This window comes from Echinicola salinicaeni (assembly GCF_014280965.1).
Lineage (GTDB): Bacteria > Bacteroidota > Bacteroidia > Cytophagales > Cyclobacteriaceae > Echinicola > Echinicola salinicaeni.
In genome coordinates, this window is record NZ_JACODZ010000009.1 from 219103 (window position 1) to 238256 (window position 19154).

Below are 19154 nucleotides of genomic sequence, written 5' to 3' on the forward strand. Positions count from 1 at the left end.
ATATTTAAAAAATGTAATTAGCCATTTGCTGGATAAGCTATGGATAAAAAAAGAGTAGGGAATTAATCCCTACTCTTCTTCTAATTCTCTAAAAGCCAAGATCCCTCCTAATACATTTCGGACTTTGGTATAGCCTTTTGTTTCCAAGAATTGCTTGGCATTGCCACTTCTGGCACCAGAACGGCAATGGACTACCAATTCTTCATCTTTATATTTTTCGATCTCATCTAGAGAATGTGGTAATTGCGCCAAAGGAATATTTAGAGCACCTAAATTATCCTCTTCATATTCCCATTCTTCACGAACATCTAAAAAGGCAAATTTTTCATTTTTGTCTAACCTTTCCTTTAATTCTTCTACTGTAATGTCTTCCATAATTATTTTACTAAAATTCTAATTGTTTGGGTGGTGTTACCTTGCCAAGCTTTAATGAAGTACACTCCTTCTTGCTTGCTGACAAAATTAATGATTTTGCCATTTTCAGCAGGTACCACTGAAATATTTATTTCCCTGCCGAATGCATCAAACATTTTGACAAGATCAAATTCTCCTTTTAGGTTAACCCTATTTTGGGTAGCAGGGTTCGGATAAGCTTCTATTCTCGATCCCGGAAGTTCCTCTGGATCTATTTCAGGGGGCGTTACTTGAAGATGGGGGCGGATCATTAAGGATCCCTTTACCTCTGTATTTTCCTGCCAAATACCGTTGGTATTATAAAATACTTCCTCAGAAGTATCATTGGATTTATCTAATCCCACATGAATAAATTCATTGGTAAATTGGGCAAAACCAATATAAAAGACCCCATCCACTTGAATGGCTGTATCCAATTCAAACTTCGTAAATGCTTCTAGTGAATTCTTCGGCTGAATCAATACTTCCTTCGTGAACCTTGGGGGCTCTTCAGGATCGGACCATATCATTAAATCTACCGCGGTACCACTTTGGGCCGCATTGGTGAAGTTAATGCTGATGGCATTGATATAAGCAGTTTCAGAACTTTCATATTTAACGGCTAGCATCCCTGATCTTTGGTTGATACCGGCTGCATAATCTACCGTTCCTCGATCATAAGCATAATAATCTCTAATTGGAATGGTGGTTTTGATCGTATCATTTAACCTGAAATCGACTGTTTCATGGTATAAAGTATCAGTACCTTGAATTTCATCAATCAGATAATTATCGCCAGAACTGAGATATACGACACTTTCCATATCAAAAGCTTCTTCTCTTTCTTCTATATCAAGATCTCCGGGAGGATCACTACTGAAATTCCTGCGCTCATTGGCTAAGGGAACCGGATTAAAAGGAGTATTGGCATTTAAGCTCATAATGAGCTCTTGACTTTCCTTTTCTCTGATTAAAACAGAATACTCCATTGCCCTAAAGCGGTCGTTCAAGTTATTGAACTGATTATTGATGCTCGACAATAGGGGGGCAGTGCTTGCATTAAGCTCATATAATGGGATGGCATTGTATTTCCCTAGAAAGTTACTGTTTGCTTGTGTAAGTGCCCTATCTTGGTAATTAAGGTCATCTGGACTTCTTTTACTATTCAAATAGATATAATCAATCAACCAAGTGTCAAAGGGACCTGAAAACCTGCCTGAATTTTGGAATCTAAACTGGAAGCCATCATGAAAATAAATTGGATCTAAAAGTAGAATCTCCTGCTGAAAGTCTTGGGGCTCATCTCCACCATATTTTTCCCAAATAGTATTCCAATTACCTAAGGAATCCAAAAACAAAAGTTCAAGTTTGTCTGCTTCATCAGGCAATTCGGCATTTCCTCCCGCTTGCCAAAAAAAACTGAAATAAGTGCTGTTCTGCTCACTTTCCTCTAGGGTACTCAAGTCAATCAATTGAGAGCTTATACGGTCACAGATTCCTGAAAGTGTAATATCGGTACTATATGGTTGTCCATTGGATTTGGTACCATCCAGTAAAATTGTCCCTATGCTAGGGGCATCTATGGCCGCTCCCATACTGATATGGGTTCCTTGATTGATCCATTTATTGGTGTCTAGGGAACTTGAGGAAAAATCATCCCAAAACGGTAAAAGCAAAGGCTCTGCTTGAACCTTTGCACTAATATTGTTTTCCATTGGCTTATGGTCAGCTCTATTTACTCCCAACTGCCTTAATTGTGCCTGTACCTGCTGGGTAAAAAGTGGCAGAAGTATCAAAAAGTAAATCCCTATTTTGGCTTTTAAGCTCATTAAAAATTATCTTGATTTTCTAATTCGGAAATCCAAACGTCAATTAGTTCTCCTGTTTTAGCCTCTATACCTGATGGTGGTAGTTGTTTGATTATAGTTCCTTTAGGCACAGTATCAGTGGATACATAATTGATTCTACCCAATCTAAGCCCAGAACCTACTACCAGAAATTCTGCATCTGCCTCTTCCATGCCCACAAGGTTGGGAATAGCCAATGTCTGTTTGCCCAGTCCATCACCCACAACAAGGTCAATTTGGGAACCTTTTGGAATCTCAAAGCCTTCTTTGATGGTTCTTCCTCTATATTTCTGATCCAGTACGACATTTTGGCCAATATCTGGAACATAAATGATTTCGCCCCTTTCCAAGCCATAAATAGCCAACACTTCCTGCGCATTTTTTATCAAACTGTTTACCAGATTAGGCATTTTAATCATAGGGGCATTTTCAGCATTTAAGGTAATATAAATTTTTCTACCTTGTTTTACCTTTGTGCCCGGTCTTGGGTTTTGCTTTAATACGGAGAGTGGTTGGGCATCTGCTACAAAACCACTATCAGCTGATATTTCATACCTTAAATCACGAGAAGACAAATAGTCTTCAATTTCATCATAATGAAAGCTTTCCAAGTCGGGGACAGTTACTGTCTCTCCATGATTGGTGTATCCCGGTAAGTATACCTCAAAAAAGAAAAATAATAAGGCAAATAATAATCCCAGAATAATGATAAGATGGGTTAAGATTTTTTTTGTGCCTGCTTTGAAACTACTCATTGATGAAAATTTGGTTATAATCCCCCGTAAAGGTAATTTTAATTTTGTCTTCTTAGAATGATTTTTTCTATAAATCGTTTACATCACCATAATAAACGTGCCAATAATTGTTAAAAACCTTTAATGCTATTAATCGCCCTATACAAAACCCAATTAATGAATGATCAACCTCTTAGTAATGGCCAAACTGTCACTTTGGATCTTAACGATAAATACGCCTTTTGTAAACAATGATGTACTGAAGCTATAGGTTTGGTTCAATGTTCCAGGATAAATAACATCATGTACTACTTGGCCCGAAGAGGCAATTACCTGTATCTGTACATCCTCAAAGTCTTCTAAATTAAAGACAATATTGAAGATATCAGTGGCTGGATTAGGATAGACCACTGCATTGCCGTTCCCAGGATTTACTGGATCAGGATTATTGGAAAGGAAGAATTCTATATTGTCTAAATAAACAGGATTGGCGTTTGCCGAACCATTTTCTATTACAAAAGCCAAACGAATATTATCCATTTCATCACCGGTAAAGGCAGAGAGGTCGATGAACTCTCTTCTAAACTCTTCATCTGAATTAGGATTGATTGGTGTCGTTCCAGTAATGGTATTGAGTTCTTCACCCATATATTCCGCTAATTCCTGATCGAAATGAACACCACCGTCAGTACTTAGCAGTACCCTCATTCTACTGTTTTCTTTCATCGCACTTGCTGCTCTTTCGAAGAAAATACTCGCTTGACGTGTCAGGCTTAGGTCCATTACGGGAGAAGCAATCCAATAAGTACCATTTGTACTTTCAATATTCAGTCTAGCAAGGTTATCTCCTTGCTCACCAGTTTGCTTGGAGGTCAACTCCCAGGCATTTTCGCCTATTTCAGGACTGATACTTAACCATGGGGAAAGTTCCAATGTATTATCAAAATATTGCCTCCAAGGAGCTTCTATACTATCTGCATCTTGTATATAGTACCTTGAAATTGTACTAGTGCTGCTATTGTTTTGGTCAAAATTTGGAGAACGCAGCGTATAGGTTACTTCATTAAGACCATCTACCAAGGAATTGGGAAGTTCCAATAAGATACTTTCTTCTGGTGCTATATTATTACCTTCTGCTATTAATGTCTGTTGTCTAGCACCATTTACCATTCTATCCATTAGGAAAGTATTTACAGGCAATGTACCTGTGTTCGTCAACCTGAGGACTTCCATTTCTTGTGAACCATCTGTAATAGGTGAGGGGCTGACCACTTCTTCCAATGTTAAGTTATACTTAAACTCCTCAGAAGGTCTGATGCGGATGTTCTTGATAAATAGATTATTGCCGTAACCATTAATACCAATAAATGCAATCCTAATGTTTCCAAGTTCAGCATATTCACTGAGGTTGACTACTTCGGTCCTGAACTCAGATTGTTCGCTGGGAACATAACTGTTTTCATTTTCATCAGCAGTAATAAGACTATCCTGGGTCTTGGAATAGGGTGGGTTCAAAAGGTCAAAGCTATTCCCACAATCCGTGGAAATCCCTATAATCAAGGCATCATCTAAACCATCTTGAGGATAAGGAGCATAAGCCATTTCAAAGACTAATTGGGCATTGGGATAATTACTTAAATTAATTTGCGGAGAAATAAGGAAATCTTGCTTCCCTGCTGCATCATAATTATAGAAGTTGATGCCAATGGCATCTTCTATATTCCCATCAATATTAAGTGTTTCTTGGGCCCAAGTTATGCCTCCATCTTCATTTTTTACTGTCCATAAATTATCAAAATCATCTGCTTGATATTTATAAGGCAGGCTAAGTTCTGCCTGTAGTGTAGGAGAAGAAGATAGTCTGTTATTGGCTATATTATCATCTTCACCACCATTGACCGTCAGGATTTCAATCTCAAAATTGTTTTCACTTAATGGTAAATTCAGACTTGCAAATTCAAGATTGATAGATTCGCCCTGACTTAATGATAGATTAAAGCTTTTTTGCTCAATTACCTGACCATTCAATCGAATCATCAATTCAGCACTGTTCACTGGGTTAATTCCCGAATTAAATACGCTCACTTCTGGAGTTAAACTAGCTGAACAGATATAATTTTGAGGAGTGATGATTTGCTCGACAGCAAGATCTGTTGGGAAAATTACAGGTTCTTGGGTTGCTCTGCCATTAACCAAATTCACCCTTCTAGGGCTATTTGCCAAGACTACATTCATTCTTTCCAACTGCCCTTCTGTGAAAATGTTCATACAACGGTCTGGCGTGTAGTCCATATAATTTTCAATCATATCCCTGGAGCCACATGTTACTCTTGGGCTAGATTGGCAATTATTATTACTGGAACTTTGGTCTGGAGTATCTAGCACATAATCATCCACATCGCAACCTCCATCGCCCCAAACATGTCTCAAACCCAAATAATGTCCAATTTCATGGGTGGCTGTTCTCCCTAAGGAACCGGAGGAAGCATTTCCGCCTGTTCCAAAGTAACGATAATCTATGGTCGTTCCATCCGTTTCGTTGGAGCTTGGTGAAAAATTAAGACCATCTAAATCCGAAATAGGAAAGGATGAATAACCTATATAAGGACTTTGAAGTGTTACCACCCATAGGTTTAGGTACTCGTTTGAATCCCAGTAGGATAACTGACTGATTAAATTAGCGTCGGCTTGGGTATAGGTCGATTTCGTTCCTTGAACCCTATTAATTCCATCCGTGGGAAGGCCCTTGGGGTCTTGCTTGGCCAGCACAAACTCGATATAAGTATCTGCTGCTACATCTAAAAATTCAGCAGGTGTGTTGGAGGCATCATCATTTAACCTTCTAAAATCCTTGTTTAGGATATCTATCTGTGCCAAAATCTGGGAATCAGGAATATTCGCTCCTTCGCCAATCGTTTCCCCGTTATGAATGACGTGGACCACTACTGGTATTTTTCTAACCTCTGTGGCAGCTGATCTAAGCTGAGGCTGAAGTTTTCTAGTTTGGATCTTGTCTGACATCCAAGCTTCAAAGTAATCCTTCGAACCAAATAAACCTAAGGCTTCTTCTTGCTTAGCTTCCAAATATCCAGCTGCACACTTTTCTGGTCTATCTTGACTTGTACTTTCGGAATGAAATATATTTGCCTGTATGCTTTGAGCGAGTACTGGTGAGAGTTCAAAAAACAAAAAGGATAAGACCAACTTTATCCTCAAAATTAGCATTATCCTCTTCATTAATTACTTCTTAAAAACAGGTAATTGATTATTCAGCTACTGAAATATTGATGGCTTCAACTCGATTAATTTCTGGAATGGCTTTTTTTACGGCCTCTTCTACACCAGCCTTAAGTGTCATCGTTGACATCGGGCAAGAACTACAAGTTCCAGTTAATTCAAGTTGTAATACCATTTCCTCAGTTAGGTCTACAATCTTCACATTACCTCCATCTGCTTCTAAATAGGGGCGAATTGTATCCAACGCCGTCTCTATTTTTCCAATTAATTCAGTATCCATTTCTTTTTATTAGGTATTAACCTTTACAACCTTGGTTTTGTTTTTGTCTGCATTTCTGATGGCCACTTGCCTTGCCAGTGATTCAGCCAAGTCTGAAAAGGCTTCTTTTGTAAGTCCTTCTTTCAGCACTGCTGGATATCCACTGTCTCCACTTTCTCTAATTCCTTGAACAATAGGTATTTCACCTAAGAATGGAACTTCAAACTTTTTGGCTAGTCTTTGACCACCTTCTTTACCAAATATATAGTATTTATTATCCGGTAATTCTTCAGGTGTAAAATAAGCCATATTTTCCACAACACCTAAAACGGGTACATTTATTTGTGGCTGCTTGAACATGGAAAGACCTTTGGTAGCATCAGCCAAGGCCACTTTTTGTGGTGTAGTTATGATTACGGCTCCAGTCACAGGTACTGTTTGTACCATTGTCAAGTGGATATCAGAAGTGCCCGGAGGTAAGTCTATCAATAAATAATCCAACTCTCCCCATTCTACATCACTGATGAATTGCTTCAAAGCAGAACTTGCCATTGGTCCTCTCCAGATGACAGCACTGTCTGCTGGGGTCAAGAAACCTATGGACATTAATTTCACACCGTATTGTTCAATAGGAATGATGATATTTTTACCATCTTCCTGTTTAACTGCTGGCTGTTCAGCTTCTACATTGAACATAGTAGGGATAGAAGGGCCTGAAATATCTGCGTCTACCAGTCCTACTTTTGCACCAGTGGCAGCCAAGGCTACTGCAAGATTTGAAGAACAGGTAGATTTACCCACCCCTCCTTTACCAGAGGCAATGGCAATAATATTTTTTACTCTCGGAAGAAGCGGAGCATTGTCACGTACCGTGGTAACATTGGAAGTCATGGTAATGTCCAATTCAAGCTCAGATCCGAATTCCTTTTCCAGTGCTTCTTCACAATTGTTTTTGATCAGTTCCTTTAGTGGGCAGGCAGGAGTCGTCAGTACGACTTTAAAACTTAATTTATTGCCTTCCGCCACTACATCCTGGATCATCCCCAAGGTCACAAGATCCTTTTTAAGATCTGGATCTTCAACTGTGGAGAGTGCTTTAAGTACCTTTTCTTTACTTATAATCATTCGGGAATGTAAATTTTGCGCAATTTAAAGTTTAATAATGCTATTTAAAAACTGTTATCCAGAATATCTGGTTCTTTATGGAGATTATTAATAAATTCCATTAATTATATGGAATAAATTTCACTTCTATTGTAGCTATAACTCTTGGTTTTAAAGAATAGTTTCTGCAGGAGTGGCTTTCCTGCTCTGTTTGTTTCACAATACTTTTCTATCTTTGAGCATATTCTCCATTCAGCATGTCATTAAGTAAAATTACAACAGAAAAAGTCAAAGACAGGGCCGATATTGAAGAGGTGGTCAATGACTATGTACCCTTAAAAAAGAAAGGTCAAAACCTTTGGGCCTGCTGTCCATTTCATAATGAGAAATCCCCTTCTTTTTCGGTTTCCCCAGCTAAGCAAATTTATAAGTGCTTTGGTTGTGGCGCTTCCGGGGATTCCATTCAATTTGTTATGGATGTGGAAGGCATTGGCTTTAATGAAGCCATTCGGCAACTTGCTCAAAAATATGGAATCGAAATAGAGGAGGAAAAGGCAGCCACTCCGGAGGAAGTTCAGGCCTATAATGAAAGAGAAAGCCTTTATATCGCGCAATCCTTTGCCCGCGATTTGTTTTCCGAGAATTTACTTGAAAGCGATGAAGGCAAGTCTATAGGTTTAAGCTACTTTAAAGAAAGAGGCTTTAATCTTTCTATCATTGAAAAATTCGACCTAGGTTATGCCATGGACAGCTGGGATTACCTTCATAAATCAGCGCTAAAGGCAGGACATTCTGAGGATATATTATTAAAAGGAGGCTTAATTCTCCAAAAGGAAGGTGATCCCAACAGAAAGTATGATCGCTTCCGTGGCAGGGTAGTGTTTACCATACACAACCTTGCTGGAAAGCCTATAGGTTTTGGCGCTAGAATCCTTACCAACGATAAGAAGCAGCCAAAATATATCAACTCACCTGAAACGGCCATATACCATAAAAGTGATGTGTTATATGGGATGTATCAGGCCAAGCAGTCTATCAGAAATGAGGATAATTGTTATTTGGTTGAAGGCTACACAGATGTTATTTCCCTCCATCTTTCAGGGATACAAAATGTAGTGGCTTCTTCTGGTACATCCTTGACAGAAAACCAGATCAAACTGATCAAGCGTTTTACAGACAATGTAACCGTACTCTATGATGGTGATGCCGCTGGTATCAAGGCCTCACTCCGTGGTATTGATATGCTATTGGAAGGTGGATTGAATGTCAAGGCCGTGGTGTTTCCTGATGGTGATGATCCTGATAGTTATAGCCGAAAGGTGGGCTCTGAAGCCTTTCAGCAATACCTCCATGAACATGCAAGGGATTTTATAGCCTTCAAAATTGATCTTTATAAGGAAGAGGCGGCCCATGATCCCATCAAAAGGGCGGATACAGTTCGACAGGTTGTACAGAGTGTGGCCAAAATTCCTGATCCAATAATCAGGTCGGTATATGTGAAGGAGTCTGCTCGTCTGCTGCAGATGGAAGAGGAGATCGTCTTAGCTGAACTGAATAAAATATTACTTAAAGGCCAAAAGGATTCCTATTTCAAAGCTAAGGGTCAAGCGGGGCCTCCTGAAGAACCTCCTGTGGACTTCATGGCGCCCGATACACCTTTTGAAACTTTTTTACCGGAGGAGAAGCCCAAGACTTCTATAAAAGATTCATTAGCGCTTCAGGAACGCGAAATGATTAGGCTTTTGGTCAGCTATGGCTTTGAGAAGATCACCGAGGAACTCCATGTATGTGAGTACCTATTTGAAGAAACTGGTGACCTGGAATTTGAAACGCCTATTTACAGGAAAATCTTTGTGGAATATAAAAGAGCATTGAAGAAAGGCGTTTTACCCAATCCTGATTATTTTATCAGGTTAGATGATGGTGAAGTAAAAACAGAGGTGATCAATATGATTTCCCAAAGGCATGAGATGTCAGATAACTGGCAGCAAAAGCACATGATCTATACCAATAGGGAAGGGGATAATCTGCCTAAGACTACTTTTAATGAAATCCACCGATTAAAGAGAAGGGTCTTGGAAAAAATGGTGGATGAAACTATACAAAAAATTAAAGTAGCAGAAGAAAAAGGAGAGGTGGATGAAGTATCAGATTTTCAGATGGTTCTAATGGCCTTGAATGAATCTCTCCGTGAAATCAATAAGCAATTGGGAACAGTAAAGTCCAGGTAGTCCAAACTAAATAAAGGCTTTCTCGGTTTTAGACAATAAAGGATGTATTTTTGCATCCAAATTGACCATTTAATAAAATAATATGGCTGAAGAATTAAAATTAGATTCCATCGAAGAAGCAATTGAAGCAATAAGGGAAGGTGAAGTGGTTATTGTGGTGGATGATGAAGATAGAGAGAATGAAGGGGATTTTGTATGTGCTGCGGAAAAGGTTACTCCCGAAATAATTAATTTTATGGCTACTCACGGTAGAGGCCTGATTTGCGCACCCATCATAGAAGATAGATGTGAAGAGCTTGGATTAGAATTGATGGTAGGTAGAAATACTGCCGCTTATGAAACCCCATTTACTGTTTCAGTTGATTTGATTGGTCACGGTTGTACAACAGGTATTTCAGCAAGTGACCGTGCCAAAACCATAAAGGCGCTTTTGGATGATGATATTCATCCTGATGAGTTAGGCAAGCCAGGCCATATTTTCCCACTTAAGGCTAAAAGAGGAGGCGTATTAAGAAGGACTGGCCATACTGAAGCAGCAATTGATTTAGCCAGATTGGCTGGATTATATCCTGCTGGTGTATTGGTTGAAATTATGAATGAGGATGGTACCATGGCCAGGGTACCTGATTTGATGGAAGTAGCCAAGAAGTTCAATCTTAAGTTTGTAAGCATTAAGGACCTGATTGCCTATAGACTTAAAAATGAATCCTTGATCAAAAGAGAAATAGGGGTAGAAATGCCTACTGAGTGGGGTAATTTTGACTTGATTGCTTATAAGCAGACCAATACCGACGAAACCCATATGGCCTTGGTAAAAGGTGAATGGAAAGAAGGAGAACCCATCTTAGTAAGAGTGCACTCTTCCTGTGTAACTGGAGATATATTTGGTTCTTGTAGATGCGACTGTGGTCCTCAATTGCACAGTGCCATGGAAATGGTAGATAAAGCAGGTAAAGGTGTAGTCCTTTATATGAACCAAGAAGGACGAGGTATAGGCTTGATCAATAAGCTTAAGGCCTATAAATTACAGGAAGAAGGGATGGATACTGTTCAGGCGAACCTTGCTTTAGGATTCCCAATGGATAAGAGAGATTATGGTGTAGGGGCGCAAATCCTCAGGGATCTTGGTGTCTCCAAGATTAAGCTTTTGACTAATAATCCTACTAAAAGAGCAGGTCTTTTGGGTTATGGCTTAGAAATTGTGGATACGGTAGCATTAGAAATAAGTCCCAATGCCCATAATGAGCGCTATCTCACCACGAAGCGAGATAAAATGGGACATCAGATTTTGAAAAAGCAAATCAACAAATTGAAATAATCGAAGAAGCTCTGATAAAATCAGGGCTTTTTTTCTGATAAATGGGACGAAATCACTAACTAATCCGTCTTGGTTTTCGTTATTTTAATATAGATCAAAGCTCAAAATGACATGAAAAAACTATTCTATATATTGATTTTCGCATTTGCTTTTTCTCAAGTGGCTGTAGGTCAAGATTTTCCGTCCGAGATTTGGCATGATGGAAAAGTGGTTTTGGATAATGGAGATGCCTATCAAGGAAAAGTTAAATATGACCTGGATAATAATGTTGTACAGCTAAGAGGGGAAAGTATTCAAACATTTAGCAGTTCTTCCATAAGCCGATTTGAAATTTTTGATGAATACTATGGAGGGATCAGAACCTTTTACAGTTTGCCTTATGATGTTAATTCTAATGGCTATGAGGTACCTATTTTCTTTGAATTATTGACCGAAGGAGAAGATATAACTTTGTTATGCAGGGAATTTATTACGACAGATAATAGAAATATGGGAATGTATAATATGTATATGTCGCCCATGTACGGAGCACCTATGGGAAGGTCAAACAAACTAGACTTTGATTTTTACTTTTTTACAGAAGGGGAAATTCAAAAATATAGTCAAAAGAAGAAAGAACTGATGAACTATATGGAAGATCATGAGGATGAAGTTAAATTGTACATGCGCAAAAACAGGCTTTCACATGATACTAGGGGAGATCTATTACGAATTACGGCATATTATAATCAATTGAAAGAATAAAATTTATTTATAATATATGATTATCCGTTTTAACACCAGTAAACTTATTTCTCACAGCCTGTCCCGATTTATCGGGAGATTCCACGGATCTACACAGATTTAATTTAGTGTTTCTGAGAGATATGTGTTCTCTTTTTAGGAAATGTTCTGGATGGTAAAACTTACTGGTATAATTGCGGATATACATAATATAATATAAGTATGAAGAATGATGGATTTAAATCCATCATTCTTCATTTTAGGGAGAATATTTTATTTCTTTCCTTAAATTTGAACTAATAGCTTAACCTTTTAAATATTATATTTCAATGGCAAAACCCTTGATTTTAGTTTCCAATGATGATGGTATAACATCTCGTGGAATTAGAGTATTGGTAAATATCATGAAGAAATTGGGAGACGTGGTTGTCGTTGCTCCCGACAGTCCTCAATCAGGCATGGGACATGCCATTACCATTGGTAATACACTTCGTTTGGATGAAGAAGAAATTTTTGATGATGTTATGGCTTATAAATCCAGTGGTACTCCAGCAGACTGTGTGAAGTTGGCCAAGCATTATGTTTTTAATGACAGAAAGCCTGATTTGATCGTTAGTGGAATCAATCATGGTAGTAATACTTCTATCAGCGTGCTCTATTCAGGCACTATGTCCGCAGCTATTGAGGGTGCGATAGAAGGTTATCCAAGTATCGGTTTTAGCCTTTGCGATTATAGCTCAAAGGCAGACTTCAGCCATGTGGAAGAATATGTTTATAAAATAGCCAAACAGGTCCTTGATCATGGAATGCCAAAAGGTGTTGCATTGAATGTAAACTTTCCACCAAAGCGTAATGAGGAAATTAAGGGAATCAAATTATGCAGGCAAGCCAGAGCAAAATGGCAGGAGGAGTTTGATGAACGCTATGATCCCAATGGAAGAAAATACTTTTGGATGGCAGGTAACTTTGTAAACTTTGACAGGGGAGAGGATAATGATGAATGGGCCATTGCCAATAATTATGTTTCTGTGGTGCCTTGTCAGTTTGATATGACAGCACACCATGCGATTACCCAAATGAATGAAGAATGGGATATTGATATAGAATAGGTAAAATTTGATTATGTTTAAATATAAAAAATCCTCCAAGAATTATTCTCTTGGAGGATTTTTTAATGCATGATTTAACTACCATTCAGTATTAGAATTTCAAGCCCAAAGTCAAGAAGAATGACCTTCCTTCAGCTGGGATGATACCTGGTCCCGGATAACCTGTAGCCCTTCTGGTGAAATAAGCATTATCAGTTAGGTTGTTCACTGATGCCTCAACTTTAAACCATTTGTACCAATAGCTCATTGAAAGATCCATTACGTTATAGGAAGGGATGATGCCCTCTACTGCAGTAGGGGTTTGGTCAGCATTGGAAGCGTCAGTGTAATGTTGTTGAACATAAGCATATTGATAAGTCATTCTAAAACGATCATAACTAAAGGAAAGACCAGGTCTTATGCTAAAAGGGGGAACCAATTCCACTTGTTTCCCTTCAACATTTTCTTCTTCAGCATTCAAATATTTAGCTTGAATGATAGAAAAATTGGTAAATAGATTGACCTTAAATTGTTTGCCCATGTCAAATAATTGGACAATATCAGTTTCAGCAAAGGCTTCAATACCTGTGCTATAAGCGTCAGCAATATTGGTTCTGTATCGATAGATCCTATAAGTTTCAGGGTCTACTTTAAGAATGGCCCCAATTCTATCATTATAGCGCAAATAGAAAATACTAATATCATAATTGAATACATTTTCCTTACTTCCCCTGATACCTAAGTCAAAATTATAACCCTTTTCATCATGGATATCTTCGTCCACCACTAAACTTGGAATATTAACCCTTATATCATTGAAGTTTATGGAACGGTAGTTTTGTGAGAAATTGGCATAAGCTTCCAGTTTATCATTGGCTTTATAACTCAGACCCAAACCAGCAAAAACAAAAGAGCGGCTATTTATTTTTGTTTCAGGTACCTTATAAGATGAATCAACTGCAAAACCTGTTTCAGGGTCTCTCACTTTGGTAGTTTTGGTATAATAACCTTCTGCCTCTGTTTGTATATATTCAAACCTTACCCCTGGGGTGATACTGAATTTATTGCTTAGGTTAAATACATTTTCAGCAAATATTGAAATATTCTTACCTGGAAAATCATAGTCTGAATCCTCCAAGTCATTTGGATGAAGGAAATTGAAATTAGCATCACTTCCATCAGTACCTAATCCTTGTCTTCTATCAGTAAAACCGTTGTAAAATCGGGCACCAACTAATGCAACCTGTGGCTGTTTTTTAATATTATAATTATAAATCAATCGGGTTTCTGAACCGAAGTTTTTAAAATCATCCACAAACAGGTTTCTCTCCTCCATATCATCCACCCTATCAATACGACCAAGGTTACCTAGGGCATCTCTACCCCCAATAAGTGCAAAATTGCGCATGTTTAACCGCAATTTGTCATTGAATTTATAATCGATGATATTACCAATCAGGTTCCAATTCACTTGGAACCAGTTTCGGTCCCTAATGGACTGCCTGGGATTTTCCTCAAATAGTGCATCGGTCAATCCACCCGGCTGCTTGGCCAAATAATCCATATAAGTGTATTGGAAGGTCAGTTTAAAGCGGTCATTAGGCTTATAAGAAAGTGCAGTATAAGCCATTTTTGAATCAAATTGACTGTTTTCTCTCCAACCCTCACCTCTTTTATATTGAAAAAAGGAATAGTAATTCCATTTACCTAAAGTACCTCCCAGGCTGGTGAAAGTATTATAAAAGCCATACGACCCAAGGGTGTTTCTTAAGTTTACTTCTACTTTTTTATCCTCAGGTCCCTCTTTTAATTTAAAGTTCAATAATCCACCAAATTGAGTCCCGTATTGTAATGAGGCTGCTCCACGAACCACTTCCACTCGCTCGACTGCTTCCAAAGCAGGTGTATAATAACTTTCAGGATACCCTAAAGCATCAGCGCTGATATCATAGCCATTTTGACGTACATTGAAATGCGAAGTTCTATTTGGATCAAGACCTCTGGCCCCAATACCCAGCTGGAGGCCAGCACCATCATTTTCATAAATGTTTAGTCCTGGTACCTTTGCATAAACCTGACGACTATTATTAGTAGATAAATTGGCGGTCATGTCCGAAAGCTCTATCACCTCATTTTTCTTTGCTTCATAAATCGCGCTACCATCAACGGTATTTAGCCTACGGACGCCAAAGGTATTTACCTTTTTGTCAGTAACCGTTACGTCCTGCAAATCTTCGCTCACAGTTTCCATGGAGAAATCCAGTTTTAATTTACCAGATTCCTTAACCTGTACTTTTTGGCTAATGGTTTCCATACCCATTGAAAATACTACCAAGGTATAATCACCTTTGGGGATAGATTTAATGAGATAGTTGCCATCCAAATCAGTAATAGTCCGATAAGGGCTGTCTTTTAAGTACACGTTAGCACCTGGAAGTGGCTCTCCGAGGCTACTTACTTTTCCACCAATGTTTACTTGTCCAAAGGCAATAGCAGATTGTAATAGAAATAGGATGAACAGTAAATTTGTTTTCATTTATTTTCGAATGGTAATATCCACGATTTATGGCTGAAACTATCTTGTATTTTGCTCAGGTCTACTTTGGGATCAAGGAAGAGTTTACTTCCACTTCCATTGAGGCTTACATAGACTTCTGCTCTAATTTCTGGGTCTGTAATTCCTTGGTTTATAAGGTCATTTTCCAGGAATTGAACAAACTGTAATATCATATCAGGCTGGGTAGACATTTGTTTTTCTTGCATGGGAGTTAGGTAATCCCTTGCATAGGCTTCCCATTCGTTACCTGATTGAGGATCTCTAATATGGAATATGGCATAACCAGCCTTTTCCATCAGCATCACCCTCCAAGAAAAACGGTATCCTTGCTCTGTCCAAAATAATTTGCCTGGATAGGCCAAAAAACGCCAAGGCAATAATACCTGAATCAGTAGAAATACTCCAAAAAAGGCCCAAATGAGATTTTGGTATTTATTATTATATTGAATGTCTTTTGGAAGTGAAATTTCCCCATTGCCAATAAGTCCTTTAGCCCAGTTTAAAACCTTGAGGTGATTTTTTGGAGAAAAGAAAATAGTAGTAGACAAGATCATGATAAATGGGAACATGCCTATAGGAAAAAGTAGCCAAGTACTCATATGAAATGCTATAACCGCTATAAAGGCATAGGTCCTTGTTTTCTTATTGAAAAGCAAAAAGGGAATACTAAGATCATAAAGCGCGCCAAACCAACTGAAAGCATATGCTACCCATAATTCATCCATTAAAGGTCCAATTAAAGGTAGGCCTGTGTGAGGTGGCAACCAGATTTTTAGTGGAAGAGCCTCAAATAACCAGTCAGCTTGAAGTTTTGCCACTCCGGCATAAAAATAAACTAAGGACAATAAGAGTTTAATCACTAAAAGGTATCCATTTGGGATTTGGCTGGCTCTAATTCTTTTATCCCAACGACAATCGAATGAAAAGTCTCTATTGGCCGGCATAAATACCATGATCAAAGCCATAATGCTGACAAAATAGTAATGGTTGAGGTAATTGGTTAAATCAATCAACTCAACGTAGGTAAAGGCCAAGAAAAATACCAATGCGGAAAAACGATAAAAAATACCCAGAATTATTCCAATGGCCGCAATGATCATCAAAGCAAAAAGGAAGTACATCCCAAAGCTTCCCAAGGGTTTTATCCATTCGAATCCATAATAAGAGAAATGGAATTGAGGGTCTAGGTATTGGGATTCAATCCAACCGTTAAAAATAAACCTTAACACACTTATAAGCATGATAAAGCCAAAAAGCACCCTGAATAAAATTAAGGGTGCGATACTTGTCGGCTGGTTAATAATATTTTTTACGTTTGGTATCAATTAATCACCATCGTTATCTTGATAAGTAATCAATACTCCTAAAGCGGAGGTCATATCTACTTTTAATAGGATAACTGATTGTTGGAGCTCATCATAAGCTTCTTCAACAGGCTGGGGATTGCTCATTACAGTCTGTGTAAGAGGCGAGGGGAGAGCAGCTACCTTAGATTTCGCTGTTTGCAATTGGCTTAAAATAGCATCTGCCAAAGACTGGCCATTATGTTTAGCATCCAAACTTTTTAGGTAATCGTAAAGCCCTTCTCCTGAATTGGCCCCATACTCACCTTGGTAAAAACCTATTATGCCCGTTAAATTATCAGCAGCCAAAGCAATAGAATTACTAGAATAATAGGCTTCTGCATTCCTAGGAATTGGTACACCTTGGGATCTAACCCCCAAAGGAATCCCGATTTTTGCATCTCTTGTAAATGATTCAATATACTGTGTTAGGGAATTGACCATTTGGCCAATAGAAGAACCAACATCAGTACCGTCCTTGCTGATAAAAGTATCTCTATAATTACCTTCTGCTGGCAACCAACCATTATATACTTGGTCTGTTTTATTTAGAATATCTGCTGATATCGCTTTTAAATAGGCTTTACGGTTTTCAGCATTTTCAGCAGTGGTGTACAGCGCAATAATATCCGAAGAGCTTTCTCCTATCCCATATAACAGATAATCCAGCGCTGGGAAGCCCTTTTTATTTTGAGCACTGATCTTATCCAAGTCAATTGTACCTGATGCAATGGCATTATCAATGGAGAAATTATCAGTAGGGAAGGTGTTTAGATTTGCTCTAAGGGTAAATGTGAAAGCTGGACCAAAGTCAAAAAAGGCTACCCTTTGCCAAATTTTATAGGCATTCACAAATCTTTCTCTAAGCTCTTCAAGGTTTTCCACATCAGGATTTTCAACAAATGCATCCACACCTTGGTTTAAAGCAAAGGCTGCAGTGTGGAATTCAGTATATCCCGGTAATATGACATTGTCTGCAATACTGATAAGTAGTGGTGTTCGGTCTACCTCTTCTTGTTTTTCCTTCGTGTCTTTAACGCAAGAAGGTAACAGACAAATTATGCCTGCTACCATGATCAATAAGTACTTTGATATTGATAAGTTATAGTTCATCTTCTACAGCTTTTAATTCAGGGTATGCTGAGGTAAGTTTATCTTTAGCATTTTGTAGTCCAGCCATAGTTACTGACCAGAAATCTCCATCCTCACCAAAGTCTACATTTAAAATTTCTTCAAGCTCTGGTTGAGAGAGCTTCTTATTTGGACTATAAGTAATGGCTTTAGCAAAGTTATACGCTTCAGAAAGACTGTGGAATAAGTTGCCCAAATCACCAGCACTTAAGCTATTCATTGACGCATTGATATAGTGAACTGTTTTGGCAGCAGTGACCAATTCATGCTGGTCTATGATAATTTCTATTTGGGCATTCTTTACTGAATGATTATTGGCTACGATTGCGGCTCTACCTGTAATATAGGCTGTCATTAATTTTTCATTCACTCCAAAAAATTCGTCAACGCTATTGGTATAGCTAGCCCAGAATCGTTTGTGGTCATCATCCAAAACTGGATCACCATTAGGAAAGTCTACAGGCACACCCCAGTAACCAAAGGCTTCGTCCCAGTGATGCTCCATGGCCGTATAGTTTTTGCCTTCTTCTAGGTTGACATTATCTACAGCCTCTCCAATTTTTCCTTCGGATAGGTATACATTGAATATCTGATGATAGAAAACCGCTCCCATCAGTCCTTTTTCAACAAATTGAGTGAATTCCCATCCTTTTTCATTTACATTGATGAATTTACCAGATGTTCCTCGTTCAATAGAACCTGCAATGCCTTCAGCAGCTTGAGTGGAATTATTAGCCACCTCTGCGCTTACAATTGATGCATCATTCAAGATAGATTTGAAAAATTCTATTTGTGCTGGATTAGTTTTATTTTCCAGTTGCTTAGTGGAAGCATTTAAATCAGCACTTTCAAAAGAACTATTAGCATTAGCATACATGTCCAATAGTTTTTGTGATGACAATTCAGCACCTGCATCTCCAGTTTGGAGATAGGATTTTATTTCAGAGAGCATATTTAGCCTGTCAGTTTGCCCCTGATAACTAACTGTTGATTGTCCGTCTCTTTCAAATGTATAAGAAGTAGGAACTTCATTATTTTGAATAGGATCTGTGTTGTCGTTGGTACAAGAAAAAATTAAAGCGATTAAACTGATAATGGGTAAATGGTTAACTTTCATTTGTAAATTTTTCCTCCTTTTTATTTAGACTGATTTTAATTACGATACAAAGATATTTAATGGATCGTAATT

General features: G+C 38.2%; 14 protein-coding genes. 4 read left to right on the forward strand and 10 right to left on the reverse strand.

Annotated elements, in window-relative coordinates:
- Positions 1-69: 69 nt before the first annotated feature.
- The 6 genes from H7U17_RS18020 to H7U17_RS18045 form a co-directional block, all read right to left on the reverse strand.
- Complete coding sequence (locus H7U17_RS18020) at positions 70-375, reverse strand: rhodanese-like domain-containing protein (protein ID WP_186758145.1); 306 nt, start codon at positions 373-375, stop codon at positions 70-72.
- Between the two features lie 2 nt (positions 376-377).
- Positions 378-2222 carry a T9SS type A sorting domain-containing protein gene (locus H7U17_RS18025; RefSeq protein ID WP_186758146.1) on the reverse strand — a complete coding sequence of 615 codons (1845 nt, stop codon included), beginning with the start codon at positions 2220-2222 and terminating at the stop codon, positions 378-380.
- Complete coding sequence (locus H7U17_RS18030; protein ID WP_186758147.1) at positions 2222-2995, reverse strand: PASTA domain-containing protein; 774 nt, start codon at positions 2993-2995, stop codon at positions 2222-2224. The genes H7U17_RS18025 and H7U17_RS18030 overlap by 1 nt, the downstream gene beginning before the upstream one ends.
- Before the next feature lie 153 nt (positions 2996-3148).
- On the reverse strand, positions 3149-6211 hold the full coding sequence (locus H7U17_RS18035) for a T9SS-dependent choice-of-anchor J family protein (RefSeq protein ID WP_186758148.1): 3063 nt from the start codon (positions 6209-6211) through the stop codon (positions 3149-3151).
- Positions 6212-6239: 28 nt separating this feature from the next.
- Complete coding sequence (locus H7U17_RS18040) at positions 6240-6491, reverse strand: NifU family protein (RefSeq protein WP_186758149.1); 252 nt, start codon at positions 6489-6491, stop codon at positions 6240-6242.
- A gap of 9 nt (positions 6492-6500) precedes the next feature.
- Positions 6501-7595 carry an Mrp/NBP35 family ATP-binding protein gene (locus H7U17_RS18045; protein ID WP_186758150.1) on the reverse strand — a complete coding sequence of 365 codons (1095 nt, stop codon included), beginning with the start codon at positions 7593-7595 and terminating at the stop codon, positions 6501-6503.
- 236 nt (positions 7596-7831) lie between these two features.
- On the opposite strand from H7U17_RS18045, the gene dnaG reads away from it, so the two are divergent.
- The 4 genes from dnaG to surE all read left to right on the forward strand — a co-directional run bounded on the left by dnaG (position 7832) and on the right by surE (position 12955).
- The gene (dnaG, locus tag H7U17_RS18050) at positions 7832-9805 is read left to right on the forward strand and encodes a DNA primase (protein WP_186758151.1); all 1974 of its coding nucleotides are present in this window, start codon (positions 7832-7834) and stop codon (positions 9803-9805) included.
- An 82-nt stretch (positions 9806-9887) separates the two neighbouring features.
- A complete protein-coding gene (locus H7U17_RS18055; protein ID WP_186758152.1) occupies positions 9888-11123 on the forward strand; it encodes a bifunctional 3,4-dihydroxy-2-butanone-4-phosphate synthase/GTP cyclohydrolase II in 1236 nt (411 codons plus the stop codon).
- 111 nt (positions 11124-11234) lie between these two features.
- A complete protein-coding gene (locus tag H7U17_RS18060; RefSeq protein ID WP_186758153.1) occupies positions 11235-11867 on the forward strand; it encodes a hypothetical protein in 633 nt (210 codons plus the stop codon).
- A 308-nt stretch (positions 11868-12175) separates the two neighbouring features.
- Positions 12176-12955 carry a 5'/3'-nucleotidase SurE gene (gene surE / locus H7U17_RS18065; protein WP_186758154.1) on the forward strand — a complete coding sequence of 260 codons (780 nt, stop codon included), beginning with the start codon at positions 12176-12178 and terminating at the stop codon, positions 12953-12955.
- A 91-nt stretch (positions 12956-13046) separates the two neighbouring features.
- Here surE and H7U17_RS18070 read toward each other — a convergent pair whose 3' ends face one another.
- The 4 genes from H7U17_RS18070 to H7U17_RS18085 all read right to left on the reverse strand — a co-directional run bounded on the left by H7U17_RS18070 (position 13047) and on the right by H7U17_RS18085 (position 19082).
- A complete protein-coding gene (locus H7U17_RS18070) occupies positions 13047-15470 on the reverse strand; it encodes a TonB-dependent receptor (RefSeq protein ID WP_186758155.1) in 2424 nt (807 codons plus the stop codon).
- A complete protein-coding gene (locus H7U17_RS18075) occupies positions 15467-16732 on the reverse strand; it encodes an HTTM domain-containing protein (RefSeq protein ID WP_230981482.1) in 1266 nt (421 codons plus the stop codon). Before H7U17_RS18075 ends, H7U17_RS18070 begins: the two co-directional genes overlap by 4 nt.
- Positions 16733-16816: 84 nt before the next feature.
- Complete coding sequence (locus H7U17_RS18080) at positions 16817-17947, reverse strand: imelysin family protein (protein WP_186758157.1); 1131 nt, start codon at positions 17945-17947, stop codon at positions 16817-16819.
- Positions 17937-19082, reverse strand: coding sequence for a DUF4856 domain-containing protein (locus tag H7U17_RS18085; protein WP_186758158.1), 1146 nt, complete (start codon positions 19080-19082; stop codon positions 17937-17939). Before H7U17_RS18085 ends, H7U17_RS18080 begins: the two co-directional genes overlap by 11 nt.
- Positions 19083-19154: the final 72 nt, after the last annotated feature.

What these genes read in the sequence shown, in the direction of transcription:
- H7U17_RS18020 (WP_186758145.1), bottom strand. Translation starts at nt 375, where the DNA reads ATGGAAGACATTACAGTAGAAGAATTAAAGGAAAGGTTAGACAAAAAT.
- H7U17_RS18025 (WP_186758146.1), bottom strand. Translation starts at nt 2,222, where the DNA reads ATGAGCTTAAAAGCCAAAATAGGGATTTACTTTTTGATACTTCTGCCA.
- H7U17_RS18030 (WP_186758147.1), bottom strand. Translation starts at nt 2,995, where the DNA reads ATGAGTAGTTTCAAAGCAGGCACAAAAAAAATCTTAACCCATCTTATC.
- H7U17_RS18035 (WP_186758148.1), bottom strand. Translation starts at nt 6,211, where the DNA reads ATGAAGAGGATAATGCTAATTTTGAGGATAAAGTTGGTCTTATCCTTT.
- H7U17_RS18040 (WP_186758149.1), bottom strand. Translation starts at nt 6,491, where the DNA reads ATGGATACTGAATTAATTGGAAAAATAGAGACGGCGTTGGATACAATT.
- H7U17_RS18045 (WP_186758150.1), bottom strand. Translation starts at nt 7,595, where the DNA reads ATGATTATAAGTAAAGAAAAGGTACTTAAAGCACTCTCCACAGTTGAA.
- dnaG (WP_186758151.1), top strand. Translation starts at nt 7,832, where the DNA reads ATGTCATTAAGTAAAATTACAACAGAAAAAGTCAAAGACAGGGCCGAT.
- H7U17_RS18055 (WP_186758152.1), top strand. Translation starts at nt 9,888, where the DNA reads ATGGCTGAAGAATTAAAATTAGATTCCATCGAAGAAGCAATTGAAGCA.
- H7U17_RS18060 (WP_186758153.1), top strand. Translation starts at nt 11,235, where the DNA reads ATGAAAAAACTATTCTATATATTGATTTTCGCATTTGCTTTTTCTCAA.
- surE (WP_186758154.1), top strand. Translation starts at nt 12,176, where the DNA reads ATGGCAAAACCCTTGATTTTAGTTTCCAATGATGATGGTATAACATCT.
- H7U17_RS18070 (WP_186758155.1), bottom strand. Translation starts at nt 15,470, where the DNA reads ATGAAAACAAATTTACTGTTCATCCTATTTCTATTACAATCTGCTATT.
- H7U17_RS18075 (WP_230981482.1), bottom strand. Translation starts at nt 16,732, where the DNA reads ATGCTTATAAGTGTGTTAAGGTTTATTTTTAACGGTTGGATTGAATCC.
- H7U17_RS18080 (WP_186758157.1), bottom strand. Translation starts at nt 17,947, where the DNA reads ATGAACTATAACTTATCAATATCAAAGTACTTATTGATCATGGTAGCA.
- H7U17_RS18085 (WP_186758158.1), bottom strand. Translation starts at nt 19,082, where the DNA reads ATGAAAGTTAACCATTTACCCATTATCAGTTTAATCGCTTTAATTTTT.